The 12993-nt window shown below is 69.6% G+C and carries 11 protein-coding genes, 1 tRNA gene and 1 pseudogene; 6 read left to right on the top strand and 7 right to left on the bottom strand.

The features are described from left to right. Nucleotides 1–2 precede the first annotated feature (2 nt). Nucleotides 3–1613, bottom strand: a complete 1611-nt coding sequence (locus ACESMY_RS11490) for a hypothetical protein (RefSeq protein ID WP_372784723.1) — start codon at nt 1611–1613, stop codon at nt 3–5. Nucleotides 1614–1776: 163 nt separating this feature from the next. Between ACESMY_RS11490 and ACESMY_RS11485 the strand changes: the two genes are divergently transcribed. Next, nucleotides 1777–3156: a glycosyltransferase family 2 protein gene (locus ACESMY_RS11485; protein WP_372784722.1), complete on the top strand. Its 1380-nt coding sequence runs from the start codon at nt 1777–1779 to the stop codon at nt 3154–3156. Here ACESMY_RS11485 and ACESMY_RS11480 read toward each other — a convergent pair. Together ACESMY_RS11480 and ACESMY_RS11475 are read right to left on the bottom strand one after the other, a co-directional pair. Further along, nucleotides 3153–4586 (bottom strand): alkaline phosphatase family protein, encoded by a 1434-nt coding sequence (locus ACESMY_RS11480; protein ID WP_372784721.1) that lies wholly within the window; start codon nt 4584–4586, stop codon nt 3153–3155. The genes ACESMY_RS11485 and ACESMY_RS11480 overlap by 4 nt on opposite strands. Continuing rightward, nucleotides 4583–6100 carry an NAD(P)/FAD-dependent oxidoreductase gene (locus ACESMY_RS11475; protein WP_372784720.1) on the bottom strand — a complete coding sequence of 506 codons (1518 nt, stop codon included), beginning with the start codon at nt 6098–6100 and terminating at the stop codon, nt 4583–4585. Before ACESMY_RS11475 ends, ACESMY_RS11480 begins: the two co-directional genes overlap by 4 nt. Before the next feature lie 143 nt (nt 6101–6243). On the opposite strand from ACESMY_RS11475, the gene ACESMY_RS11470 reads away from it, so the two are divergent. Then, nucleotides 6244–7878 carry a GMC family oxidoreductase gene (locus ACESMY_RS11470; RefSeq protein ID WP_372784719.1) on the top strand — a complete coding sequence of 545 codons (1635 nt, stop codon included), beginning with the start codon at nt 6244–6246 and terminating at the stop codon, nt 7876–7878. Here ACESMY_RS11470 and ACESMY_RS11465 read toward each other — a convergent pair. Together ACESMY_RS11465 and ACESMY_RS11460 are read right to left on the bottom strand one after the other, a co-directional pair. Then, nucleotides 7831–9339 (bottom strand): oligosaccharide flippase family protein, encoded by a 1509-nt coding sequence (locus ACESMY_RS11465; RefSeq protein ID WP_372784718.1) that lies wholly within the window; start codon nt 9337–9339, stop codon nt 7831–7833. The genes ACESMY_RS11470 and ACESMY_RS11465 overlap by 48 nt on opposite strands. A 137-nt stretch (nt 9340–9476) precedes the next feature. Next, nucleotides 9477–9552 (bottom strand) — tRNA-Lys (locus tag ACESMY_RS11460). A gap of 120 nt (nt 9553–9672) precedes the next feature. Between ACESMY_RS11460 and ACESMY_RS11455 the strand changes: the two genes are divergently transcribed. After that, nucleotides 9673–9993 (top strand): Hpt domain-containing protein, encoded by a 321-nt coding sequence (locus ACESMY_RS11455; protein ID WP_372784717.1) that lies wholly within the window; start codon nt 9673–9675, stop codon nt 9991–9993. Here ACESMY_RS11455 and ACESMY_RS11450 read toward each other — a convergent pair. Together ACESMY_RS11450 and gcvA are read right to left on the bottom strand one after the other, a co-directional pair. Then, nucleotides 9990–10316 (bottom strand): chorismate mutase, encoded by a 327-nt coding sequence (locus tag ACESMY_RS11450; protein WP_372784716.1) that lies wholly within the window; start codon nt 10314–10316, stop codon nt 9990–9992. The genes ACESMY_RS11455 and ACESMY_RS11450 overlap by 4 nt on opposite strands. Before the next feature lie 32 nt (nt 10317–10348). Beyond that, nucleotides 10349–11308: a transcriptional regulator GcvA gene (gene gcvA, locus ACESMY_RS11445; RefSeq protein WP_372784715.1), complete on the bottom strand. Its 960-nt coding sequence runs from the start codon at nt 11306–11308 to the stop codon at nt 10349–10351. A gap of 171 nt (nt 11309–11479) precedes the next feature. On the opposite strand from gcvA, the gene cobA reads away from it, so the two are divergent. From cobA to ACESMY_RS11430, 3 genes and pseudogenes are all read left to right on the top strand, one after another. Beyond that, complete coding sequence (gene cobA, locus ACESMY_RS11440; RefSeq protein ID WP_372784714.1) at nt 11480–12322, top strand: uroporphyrinogen-III C-methyltransferase; 843 nt, start codon at nt 11480–11482, stop codon at nt 12320–12322. Next, nucleotides 12319–12678, top strand: a complete 360-nt coding sequence (locus ACESMY_RS11435; RefSeq protein ID WP_372784713.1) for a DUF2849 domain-containing protein — start codon at nt 12319–12321, stop codon at nt 12676–12678. Before cobA ends, ACESMY_RS11435 begins: the two co-directional genes overlap by 4 nt. Before the next feature lie 8 nt (nt 12679–12686). Beyond that, a pseudogene (locus tag ACESMY_RS11430) lies at nt 12687–12993 on the top strand (nitrite/sulfite reductase); the annotation flags it as partial.

The raw sequence follows: 12993 nt of genomic DNA, 5'->3' as shown, positions 1-12993 counted from the left end.
CCCTAACGCCCCGGCGCATGCGGCGCGCGCCACAGGCGAAGCGCGCCCTTCTCCCAGATGTACGCCGCCCGGCCGGGGTAGGCGGCCAGGAGCTCGTTGTTCTTCGCTCCGCGATCGAGCGCATAGATCACGTCCTGCCGTTCGACGTGGGACCCGTTCTGCAGGAAATCCGCGGCGAAGGGCTGCCGAAACCTGCCGCCATTGTCGTACGGAAAAAGCACCAGGACGTGATTGAGGCCGGCGGCCGCCACCGCAAGGAATGGCGCCCGTTGCTCCTCGACGGCCACATGCTCGCGCCACATGCGAGGCGGGATGTAAGCGAGTTGCAGCGTCACCACGGCCAGCACGCCGGAGGCGATCCAGGAGGCCAGGCCTGGTCTTGAACTGTCCGCCAGCCGCGGCTCGATGACTTTCAGGATGGTGAGGATCGCAAACGGCCAGGCCTCGAAAAAGTAGCGCGACCCGAACTGGGGTCCGCCTTGGCCGCCGTAGAACAGCAGCGCGACGAACGTGACCGGCATGATCCAGTCGGTGAAATCGATCTGGCGGCGCTTGAGCCCGAGCCCGAACGCCGCGGCCCACCCGAAGAGCAGGATCGGCGAGGTCCATTCCGGAAGCCTGAGGAGCCGCTGGATTTCGCGTTTGACGCCGATCGCCCCGGGGACGCCGAGCGGCTCGTGCACCATCATCGCCTGCACCGGCTTCAAGGGATCACCGGTGATGGCGAAGTCATAGGCCAGCAGCGCGGCCAGGAACGGGGCGCCGCCAAGCATGAACCACAGCAGGCCCGCTCGGCGCTCCTTCGCCATTGCGAGGGACACGAGGAAGGGCAGGGCGAACGCCGCCGCGTTCTGGGGGCGCGTCAGGCCCATGGCGCCAAGGCAAAGCCCGGCGAGCAGCGCGTCTCGGAGGCGGCCATCGCGCCGGTAGGCGCTTGCGAAGAGGGCGAAGGCGACGCCGGCCAGGGTCGTGAAGCCGTGGTTGAAGTATGACCCGTAGGTCATCAGGAAGAAGGCCGAGCTCACGAGAAGCGCGAGCCCAGTCCAGGCGGTTTCACGACCGACGTAGCGGCGCGCCAGGGCGAAGAACGTAGCCACGGTCGCCGCGGCGATCAGCGGATTCACCAGCCATAGGGGGGCGCCCAGGGCCACGGCCGGCGCCATGACCAGGGGCCATCCCGGCAGGTACTGGCTGACCCACATCCCGTGCAGGTCGAAGACGTGCGGAAACTGCACTGCGGCGACCACAGGGGGCGTGTCCGCCCAGAGGCGCGCCTCGGCATAGGTTCGGGCCTGGAATATGTAGGCGAGTTCGTCGGAGGAGATGGGGAAGGCGTCAAGGACCAGCCGGGCCACCCCGGCGCAGGCCAGGAAGGCGAGCAGGGCCGCGCCAGCGAGCGGAGCCGCGCCCCAGGCGCCGGCTGGCCGGAGGGCGAGGTCCAGGACCCGTCGGGCGCTTGGACGACCGGCCCACAGGGCCGCGGCGCTGAACGCCAGCGAAAGGCCCGCGAGCAGCAGGCCGCCATACTCGCCGCGGACGGGCGAGCGGAGCAGGATCAGCAATGTCAGGCTGTAGGCGGCCGGGATGAGGCCGTAGGCCGCCAGGCCACGCAACGAAGGTCCTATTCGTCGCCCCAAGCGCGCCTCCCAGCCCCGCCGCCGGCGAGATCGCGAAGCCGAGCCACTTCGCCGATTGCCACCGCACGAGGGTAGGCTAACCCTGTTCGTAGACCTGTCGATAGCAACGGCGCTGTCCGCAGGCGAGGAGACAAGCCACGTGGCCAGGTCTGGCGGAAAGCCGCGGTCGGCTCCCGGGATCCGGCCGCCGGGCGTCTTGGCCGAAACAGGTCCGGCGGTGTCGGTCATCATGCCGGTTCGGAACGGCGCCCACTTCATCGTGCAGGCCATCGAGGGCCTCCGGCGCTCGACCTTTTCGTCCTACGAACTGATCGTGGTGGATGACGCCTCCTCGGACGGGTCGGGCGAGGTCGCCGCGGCGATGGACGCCATCGTCATACGCCCGGAGCAGTGGGGCGGCCCCGTCGCCGCGCGAACGGCCGGCATAGCGCGGGCCCGAGGGTCGATCCTGGCGTTTGTCGACGCCGACGTGGTCGTGCATCCAGACGCCCTGGCACGGATCGTCGAGCGGCTCGCCGCGGAGCCGCAGACCGCGGCGATCTTCGGGGCCTACGACGATGCGCCGAGCGCGCCGGCCGTCCTGTCGCGCTTCCGCAACCTGCTGCACACCTATGTCCACCGCCGGGGCAGCCCTGACGCCCAGACCTTCTGGACGGGATTGGGGGCCGTGCGCCGTGAGGCGTTCGATGCGATCGGGGGGTTCGCCGGCGTGCTGCTGGATGACGTCGAGTTTGGAGTTCGCCTGTCCGGGGCCGGATACCGCATCGTCCTGGACACCTCGATCCAGGGCGGCCATCTGAAGGACTGGACACTCCCCCTGATGGTGAGGACCGACGTCGTGATGCGCGGCGCGCCCTGGATCCGCCTGGCGCTGGAGCGCGGCTTCTTTCGCAACGACCTGAACACCAGCGCCGGCCAACGGGCGAGCGTCGCCGCGGTCGGCGCCTTCCTGGCGCTGATCGCCATGGGCGCACTCTCGAGCGGCTGGCCGTTCGTCGCCTCCGCGGCCGGCGCCGGGCTCGCGCTATCCGTCACCGCGTGGGGCGACGCCGACCGCACGCCGCTTCGCGGGCCATCGGCGTTTGTGCTGATCCTGGCGTCCTTGGCGGCGGCCGGCGGGCTGCTCCTTGCCGGCGCGAGACCGGCCGCCCTGGCGGTTATCGCGACGGCCATCATCCGAATCTTGGGCCGACCGGGCTACGGCCCCAGGACGGGCTTTGCGGGCTGGCTGCTGGCCGCCGCCGCCGCCTCCGCGGTTGGCCTGTCGATCGCCGCGGCGCCGCCGTCGGCCTGGGGTCTCGCGGCCCTGGCCGTGGCCGCCCTCTACATCGGCCTCAGCTGGCCGATCCTCAGGTTCATGGGCTCCCGCATGGGCCTTGCGGGCGGGCTGGCGGCGCTGCCGCTCCTGTTCGTCTACCACCTGAGCTGCGGTCTGGCGGTCGTCCTGGGTGTCGCGGGCTATCTGGTGGGGCGGCGAGGGCCGGCCCCGGAAACCGCGGGCCTGTCGTCGAAGCCCTAGATCAGGGCCTCGACGAGATCGCCCAGTTGCGACACGCGACGGGGGCGCACATTGCTCTTCTGGCTCGGCCCGGCATGCACGTAGAAGCCGTTGAAACGGTGATTGCCGCCACGGCCGGTCTCCGGCCTCGCGCGGATGACGCCGAGGTTGGGGGAATGGACCTCGTGCGCCGCGCCGATGTCGGGATTCCACTCCGCCAGGATGTCGGGAAGCAGGTGAGCCCGCGGCCCGGGCAGCTCCTCGGTCGGGAGCATGACGGACCGCACCACTGGACGGCCGTCGGGCAGGCGCAGGGCCTCCAGCTCGGTGCGAAGAAACGCCTTGAGGTCCGCCGCTTCACGCTCGGAGAGCACGCCCTTCGCCTCGCGGCCCTTGATGTTCAGCCGCAGGCAGCCGGCCAAGTCGCCATGCAGGCAGAATCCCAAGGTGTCGCTCCAGCGATAGCCGCCGTCGATCTCGCGGGACACGACCGTGTCGCGGACCCACTGCGGGACGAGGTTGGCCACCGTAAGCTGAAGGCCGGCGGGCAGGCGCCGCCGGAGCGCTCGGAAGAGCCCGGGCGCTTCGCCCTTCTCCTGAGGCGCGGGCCGTCCCCGAAACCGGGCGAGCGCGCGCTGCATGAAGATCGAGGTCAGGTGGGACTGCGAGCAATTGAGGCCCATGCCATGCAGGGCGAAGAGCACGATCTCGGTGTCCGGCCCGGCCTCGGCCTTGATGGCGCCCACAGCCGCGTCGACGGCCTTGTAGACCCTGATCAGGGCGTCATCCGGCGCGGGACACGCCGGGTCGGTCCAAAGGGTGTGCCCGGCTCGATGGGTTTCTCCGAAAGCCACGATGAAGAGATCCCAGGGTCTTTCGCGCATCAGAGCGACCGTCAGCCGCCCCTTGACGCCGGCGCCCTTGATGGTGGCCTCGGTCATCCGCTTGAGCTGCGCAGCCGTCTTCGGCACCGGGATTTCGATACCCATCGGATGCGGCCCGAATTCCGCCAGGATGCGGCGGCCCAGCGGTTTGTCTGTCGCCCAGAAGGAGCCGATCTGGTCCTGCGAGCCCCAGTTCATCACCTCCAGCACGTTGGGCGAGGTTTCTCCGGGCAGCACGAAGGGCACGTCGACGGCGGTCACCCGCACGCCCTGCTCGCCGAGGTCACGCCAGAAGGGACGGGTCTGGAGCCAGGAGCGGTCCAGGCGGCGGACTTTCATCCGGTCCGGATCCCACTGAAGGTGCTGGTAGATGCCGTGGCCGCCCGGCCCGCCGCGCGTGTAGAAGCTCGGCCAGAGCGACCCGGACAGGGGTTCGGCCTCCAGCTTTCCCTCCACGCCCTCGGCGAACAGCCGGGAGATGTTCGGCAATTCGGCCCCGTAGGCCGCCAGCAGTTCCCGGTCGCCCGCGTCCAGACCGATCATCACCACCCGCCGGCTTGCGGTCATGGGACGGCGCCCGCTTCAGCGAGTTGCGGCCGCGCCGCGCCGCGCGGAGCGGGCTGGGAGCCCACGGTCTCGTGGTATTCCCCCTCGGTATTGATGCTCCAGAGGTCGCCCGGCTCGCCCAGCAGAAGCTGGCGCGCGGCCATCCGTCCGGCCACCATCGAGTGGTCCTGGTTGTTGTAGCGGTGGAGTCCGTTGCGCCCGATCGTGCGCAGGTTGTCGAAGCCGTCCAGGTAGGCGCGGATCACCTCCAGCGCCTCGGCATAGTCCTGGTCATAGATGGGGTAGGCGTTCGGCACCCGGAACACGCATCCGTCGATCACCTGCGAGGGGTCGGAGATCAGTCCGATAGCCGCCAGCTCGCGCGCGGCGAGGGCGATGAGGTCGCTGTCGGGCGTGAGCCACGTCGCATCGCCCTCGTCGCAGAAATATTCGAGACCAAGGCTGGTCTTGCTGGGGTCCGGCGTCATGTCCGGGCTCCAGTTCTTGAAGTTCTGGATGCGCGCCACCTTCACCTGCGGCTCGTGGATGTAGATCCAGTTGTCAGGGAAGAGGTCTGGCGCGTCGACGATGGCGCACACCGTCAGGAAGCCCCTGAACTTCAGCTGGTCCGAGGCCTCGCGGACCGCGGGCGGCGGCGGCGGGTCCAGCTTGCCGAGCAGATCGGGCAACGGCATCGAGGATATGAAGGCGTCCGCCGGGCAGACGCGCGTCTCGCCGCCCTCGCGAACGACCGCGCGGTGGATGCGCGATCCGCTGTGCTGCAGCTGCAGCAGCTCGGTTTTCAGGCGAAGGTCGCCGCCATCCTTCACCACGCGGTCGGCGGCGGCGCGCCACATCATGCCGGGGCCCTCGCGCGGATAGTCGAAGGCCTCGATGAGCGAGGTGACGTTCGAGCCCGATCGGGAAAACATGCTGCTCAGGAGCGTGCGCAGGGACATGTTCTTGATGCGTTGAGCAGCCCACTCGGCGCGCAGCGCCTTGCACGAGATACCCCACACCTTCTCGGTGTAGGATTTGAAGAAGATGCCGAACAGACGCGCCCCGAAATTGTTCGAGACCCAGTGCTCGAAGCTCACCACGGTGCGTGCGGGGAACACCTGGGCCCGCAGATAGCTGAGCCCGATCCGAACGGCCTCGACCGGTCCCAGCTTGCCCATGGCGTCGCGGAAATTCGGCGGATAGGCGAAGTACTTGCCGCGATAGAGGATGCGCGACAGCCGCGGGCGGCGGATGAAGGCCTCCCCAAGGTGTTCGCGCCACCAGGCGTCGATCCAGCCCACCTTCGTGAAGAAGCGGTGCCCGCCCATGTCGAACAGGAAACCCTTGTAGCTTTCCGTCCGGGCGATGCCCCCGACGATCGCGCCCTTCTCCACCACGACCACCCGCGAGCCGAGGCGCACGGCTTCTACAGCAGCGGTAAGCCCGGCGGGGCCGGCCCCGATGATGAAGAGGTCAGCCCAAGCACTAGAGTTCGGCGGATCCGAAGGAATAGGATGCGAACCGTCGGCGCCCACGCGTACAGCCTCCAAGGGACACTTACGCAACCTGAAGGGTGCGCGCGAAACCCGCCGCTAGACCACGCGGTGGCGGGATAGACTTCTTAACAAAAAATCACCAAACCTCGGCTCTGTCGACCGAGTTCGCCCCGGGAGAGAACATGATCTGCCCGCCGGACGGCGCCGCCAGCCCGATCGAAACCGAGGTTGCGATCGTCGGCGCGGGTCCGGCCGGGCTGGCGCTGGCCCTGGCGCTCGGCCGCGCCGGCGTGAACACGGCGGTGATCGAATCCGGGAGCGAGGGCCAGGCGAGCTGGACCCGAAAACTCGCCGTCGCCGAAACGCTCGAGCCGGGCAACCACGCCGCTGTCGAAGTGTCCACGCATCGGCGCCTCGGGGGCGCGAGCTGGATCTGGGGCGGCCGCTGCGTCGACTTCGACCCCGTGGATTTCGAGGCGAGATCCGGCGCGGAGCCACCGGGATGGCCGATCAGCTACGCCGACGCGATTTCCGAAGCGGCGCCGGCCGCCGCCTTCCTTGGTATTGGCCCGCCGGCCTTCGATGAGGACTTCGACTGGCTGCCGCGCGAGGGTCTACTCCGCGCCCGGCTGGAGCGCTGGTGCGGTGATTCCCATCTGGCACGGCGTCATGGCGCGGACATCCGCGACAGCCGAATGGTGCGGTTCTGGACCGGCCTTACCTGTACGTCCGTGGCGCTGGACTCCGAGGGACGTCGCGCGGTCGGGCTTTGCGTGAAGTCCAGGTCCGGCGCGCCCCGCGTGGTCACCGCAGACCACTATGTGATCGCCGCCGGCGGCATCGAGAGCGCGCGGCTTCTGCTTGCCTCGACCGATCTCAATCGAGCCCTGCCGGGGACCGACAGCTGGCTGGGGCGCGGCTACATGGGCCACATGGAAGGGACCGTCGCCGACCTCGTCCTCGACGGGCTTCAAGAAGAGCAGATCGACTACAGGCGAGATCGCGAATGCTACGTGAGGCCGAGGCTCATGTTTTCGGAGGAGGCGCTGAAGAGCGAGGGCCTGGTCAACATTGGTTTCGTGGCCGACAACTCCCGACTGGGCGACTGGCGGCATGGCTCAGGCGCTCTGTCGGCCGCCGCACTGGCGCTCGCGACGCCTGCGGTGGGCGAAGCCCTGCAGCCGGGGCCTATTCGCAAGATCCTGCTCGGACGCCGGCTCTCGCCTCAGGACGTGGTCATGCATCTGCGCAACATCGTCCTGGATGCGCCGAGGGCGGCGGCCTTCCTGGGTCGGGTCGCGGCGACCCGCTATCGCCGTCCGGCGTCGCCAGGCTTGCTCGCCCGCAATCGGGCGCGCCGGTATCGGCTGCGATATTTCAGCGAACAGTCGGTTCTCCGCGACAGCCGTATCCTCCTCTCGCGGACCCTTGACCCGCTGGGCCTGCCCAGGGTTCGGATCGAGAAGCGGGTCTGCGAACGCGATGTCGACAGCGTGATCCGCGCTCACCTGATCCTGGATCGGGAACTGCGGCGCACCGGGCTCGGCCGGCTCGAATTCCGGGAGGATGTCTCGACCTTGAGCGGTCAACTCACCGCGGACGGCGCCGACGGCTATCACCAGATCGGTACGGTCCGGATGAGCGCCGACCCCGCCGACGGCGTCGTCGACGCCAACTGTCGCGTGCATGGGACGAGCAATCTTCACGTCGTCGGGGCCGCGGTCTTCCCCACCTCCGGCCAGGCCAATCCGACATACCTGGCCGTCTGCCTAAGCCTGCGCCTGGCCCGGCGGCTGATCGTCGAGATCAAAGGGTGAGGTTTCGTCCGGGTCGCGGCGCGACCGAAGCCTGCCGGCCAGGCTGACCAGCCGTCGGCGGCCCAGGCACAGGGCATAGACGGTCCCGCCGAGCGCCGCGAGGCAGGCGAGCTGGACCGGATCCGTGGCGTCTATGGCCGCGAGCCCGCGGCGCGCGGCGATGATCGCCAGCGTCGCCGCCAGGGTCGCCAGGACGACGCGTCCGAGGCTGCGGACGTAGCGCATGACGGGCAGTTTCAGTCCCGAGAGGGTCACGCAGGTGAACAGGCCGAAGTTCGCGGTCGTCGCGACGACGTAGCCCCAGGCCACCCCTTCGATCCCTTCGCGCGCGCCCACGGCGATCGAGGTCAGCAGAAGGGTCGCGCCCACCATGCTCAGGACCAGGGCTGCGCCTGCCCGGCCCTGGGCGACGAGCAGCGATCTCTGGGGATGGATCAGGCTATCCAGGGCGGCGGCCGGCGCCATGACCGCGAGCAGGGTCGCCACGCCCGACCACTCCCAGCTCTTCCCATGCCCGAGCAGGGCGCCGACCAGGGGCCCGGCCATCGCCGCGGCTCCGACGAAGGCTGGAAAGGTCAGGGTGGCGATTAGGTTCGTGGTCGCCAGGAATTCTTCCTGCAGGCGCGAGGATGACCCGCGATGTCGCGCCAGGGCGGGCACGAGGACCGTGGTCGCGGCGCCGGCGATCAACTGCAGCGGGAGCGACATGAACAGCGCCGTGCGGCTGTAGAGGCCCAGCACCGAGGCGCCGAGCAGGGCGCCGACAATCAGCTTATCCAGCTGTCCGGCCAGCGTCAGCACCAGGCGAGAACTCCAGACCTTGGCGCTGAACCGAAGGGCGTGCCGCAGGGCTCTGAGGTCGAACGCCAGGCGCGGCGCCAGGGGAACCAGGATCGTGACCGCCAGGAGCCTCACGCCGGCCCAGCCCAGCTGGTAGGCGAAGAGAGCCCAGGCGCCGCCCCCGCTGAGAGCGGTTGCGCCCCCCGCGACGCAGCCGGCAAGGCAGGCAAGGGTCTCGACCAGGGCGATGTCCCGGAACCGATGCGCGCGCCGGAGCTCCACGAACGATCCAAGGCCGAGCGCGGCGATCACCGGCAAGACGCATAGCGCGATCAGCAGGGGACGCGCCCCGGGCTGGCCGAACCAATCCACGATGCCGGCCGATCCGGCGATGAGCGATAGCGCGACGGTCAGCGCGAGGACGAGGTTCACCCAGAAGAAGGTCGCTCGGCTTCTGCGGGTCTGCGAACCACGGCGCACCGTCGATTCGGTCAGCGCCGGGTCCGCGAGGGCGGACATCAGGAGCACGACCGACAGCGCCAACTGGAAGAGACCCGTGTCGGCCGGCGAGACCAGGCGGGCGGTGAGCGCGGCGAATACCAGCCGAAGCAGGCTCTGCGCGCCGCCGCCCAGCAGCAACAGCGTCAGGGAACCCGCTGCATCTGGCTCGCGCCGGCGCAAGGTCTTCAGGTCCCGCTCCCCTACGGCCGCACATCACGCAAGACGCACACGAGCTATAGGCCGCATGCCGCGAAACCGGGAGTCCTGGAGCGCCGGCTGGCGTCCACCCTCCCGCTCGGCGAAATCCGCTGGGGAATTGGTGGGTGCTGGGGGATTCGAACCCACGACCCGCTGATTAAGAGTCAGCTGCTCTACCAACTGAGCTAAGCACCCGCCGTCGCACCGGATCTGAAACTGAGGCAGTATCGAACCCCGGCGGCGAGGGCGCGGAAAATACGCGAAAAAGCGGCCTTGGCAAGGCGCATACGGGCAGGGTGTTCCGATGGGGGTGTCGTGACGGCGCAAGGTACGGACGGCGAAGTCGATTTTGCCTACCTGGAAGGCTACATGGCGGGCGACCGGCAGGTGGTCGGCGAGGTGTTGAGCCTGTTCCGCCAGCAGGCGCAGGCCTGGGCCGGATCGCTGGACCCGGGGGACCCCGGCTGGCGCGATGTCGTCCACACCATCAAGGGCGCGGCGCGGGGCGTGGGCGCCCGTCGGCTGGGCGATCTGTGCACGCAGGCCGAGGCCCAGGGCGCCGAGGGGTTGCCGGTGGTGCGTGCGGCGCTCGAGGCCGTGGTGGCCGAGATCGCCGCCTACCAGGCGCGCGCCTAGGCTTTCTCGCGCAGGGCGTCCCAGACGCCGAACTCGTGGGCGATGCAGCGCTCGATCAGCGTGCGCCACACCGGCTCGGCGATCTCTTCGGAGAGCCCCGCCTCGCGGGCGGCGGCCTTCACCTTGGCGACCACGTCCTCGATGCGGGCGTTGTCGCGCACGGCGCCGCGGTCCTGCTTGATCCGCGCGGCGGCGTCCATGTAGCGCTGGCGCTCGGCGAGCACGCCGACCAGCAGGCGGTCCAGCGCATCGACCCCCTGCCGGACCTCGGCCATCGTCATGCAGTCGGCGGGGGCGGGCCGTTCGTCGGTCGTAAAGCTCATCGTCTACTCGCGGAACTGAAGTTCAGGGTGGTCTAGATCCCGGCGCCGTTGTCGATCGCCAGCAGCGCGGCCTCGTGCGCCTGGGCCTGGGCCTGGATCCAGCTGACGAAGGCCTTCACCTGCGGCAGCCGGCCCTTGGCCTTGGGGTGGACGAGGTAATAGGCGAAGTCGACGGCGGTGGCGATCTGCAGCGGGGCGACCAGCCGGCCGGCTTCCAGGTCCGCCTGGGCCAGCGTCCGCTTGGCCAGCGCCACGCCCCGGCCGTTCACCGCCGCTTCGATGACCAGACTGCTCTGGTTGAAGCGTGGGCCTCGCATGGCGTCGATGTTCTTCAGGCCCCGCGCCGCCAGCCACATCGACCAGTCCGGGCAGCTGTCGTCGAGGTCGGGCGAGCCGTCGTGCAGCAGCACATGGTTGGCCAGGTCGGACGGCGTGGCCAGGGGATGGGCCGCCAGGTGCTCGGGCGCTGCGACCGGGATCACCGTCTCGGAGAACAGGCGATGCACCTCGAGCCCCGGATAGCGGCCGGCGCCGTAGCGGATCGCGACGTCGACTTCGCCGGCGGAGAGGTCGACCAGCTCGATAGCGGCCGAGAGCCAGACGTCGACTTGCGGATGGGCCTGTTCGAAGGCGCCGAGCCTCGGCACCAGCCACTTGGCGGAGAAGGAGGGCGGGGCGGTCAGCGTCAGGCGCCGGCCATCGACCGCCGCGGTCAGCAGGGAGGCGGCCTCGGCCAGGCGATCGAAGGCCTCTCGCAGGGCGGGCAGGGCGGTCTGGGCCGCGTCGGTCAGCAACAGGCCCTTGGGCGTCCGCTTGAACAGCGCCGCCCCGACATAGTCCTCCAGGTTCTGGATCTGCTGGCTGACGGCGCCCGGCGTCACCGAGAGTTCGTCCGCCGCGCGGCTGAAATTCAGATGGCGCGCGGCCGCCTCGAAGGCGCGCAACGCATTCAATGGCGGCAGGCGGCGGCGTTGTTCCGTCGATCGCTCCATAGAAAACCTGACACCCCCGGCAGAAGTCCTTGGATTGCGACTTGGGGGACCGGGCGCCTATTTGCAAGCGTCCAGCGGTGTCTTGGCCCTTTTCATCGCTGGATATCGGCGGGGCGGGCGCGAGCCCGTCCCGTTCCGGTTTCGAACAGTGAGGCTTTAGAGAAGCTAATCATGGCGCAGCGGCAGACGAGGTCAAGGCGCGCAGGCGGCCTGGTGGTCCTGGAGGGCGGCGAGCGCCCTCACGGCGGACGCACAGGCGCGGTCTGGCTGGTCGGCGCCGGGCCCGGCGACCCGGAGCTGCTGACGATCAAGGCGCTGAGAATCCTGCAGACCGCCGATGTCGTGGTCCACGATGGCCTGGTCTCCGACGAGATTCTCGATCTCGCGCCCGGCTCATCCCGGCGCATTTCGGTCGCCAAGCGCAAGTCGCGCCACTCCTACAGCCAGGACGAGATCAACCGCATGCTGGTGGCCTTCGCGCTCGAAGGCCTGACGGTCGTGCGGCTGAAGGGCGGCGACCCCTTCATCTTCGGCCGTGGCGGCGAGGAGCTGGAAGCCTGCCGCGCCGCCGGCGTCGACTGCCGGATCGTGCCCGGCGTCACCGCCGCGCTCGCAGCCGGCGCCGGCGCCGGCGCGCCCCTGACCCATCGCGGATCGGCGCAAGCCGTGACCTTCGTGACCGGTCACGCCGCCAAGGGCGGAGAGCCGGACCTGGACTGGGAGAGCCTCGCCCGACCCAACCAGACCGTCGTGATCTACATGGGCCTCTCCATGGCCACGCCCATCGCCGCGCGCATGATGGCTGCCGGCCGGGCGGGATCGACCCCGGCGCTGATCGTCGAGAACGCCAGCCGCGCGGATGAGCGCCGTCTCGTGACCACGATCGCGGGCCTGGCCGAAGCCGCCGCCACGGTCGAGGGCCCAGCGCTGCTGATCGTCGGCGAGGCCATGGCGCTGGCGCAGGCGGGGGAACCCGCCGAACTGGCCGCCCTGGTCCGCGAGGCGCGGGCATGAAGGCGCTCACCGCCAACCGCCTGACCGACGGCGAGGTCGTTTTCTGGCGCAAGAGCCAGTGGGTCGAGCGCTTTGCCGACGCGGAGCTGTTCGCCGACGGCGATCCCGCCGCCGAGGCCGCCGAGGCGCACGGCAAGAACCAGCCCACGGTCGTGGTCGAGCCCTACCTCATCGACCTCACCGAATCCGAGGGCCTGTGGGCGCCGGTGAGCTATCGCGAACGCATCCGCGCGCTCGGTCCCTCGAACCTGAACCACGGCAAGCAGACCGAGGGCGGCGCGGCCATCGCGGCGCTGCTGCACGCCCACGGCGCGGCCCGCTCGACCGGCCGCGTCGACCTGATCAAGCGCAAGTAGAGGCCGGCATGTACCGCTACGATCAAATCGACAGGGACATGCTGGCCGACCGGACCGCGGAGTTCCGGGGCCAGGTGGCGCGCCGGCTGGCGGGCGAGCTCACCGAGGACCAGTTCAAGCCGCTGCGCCTGAGGAACGGCCTCTATCTGCAGCTCCACGCCTACATGCTGCGGATCGCCATCCCCTATGGCTCGCTGAACCCGACGCAGCTGCGCAAGCTCGCCTGGATCGGCCGCACCTACGACAAGGGCTACGGCCATTTCACCACCCGCACCAACCTGCAGTTCCACTGGATCAAGCTGGCCGACGCGCCGG

The organism is Phenylobacterium sp. (assembly GCF_041691455.1).
In the GTDB taxonomy this organism is placed as follows: Bacteria; Pseudomonadota; Alphaproteobacteria; order Caulobacterales; family Caulobacteraceae; genus Phenylobacterium.
Note: the sequence above shows the minus strand (reverse complement) of the source record. Positions and strands in the feature narration are given on the sequence as shown.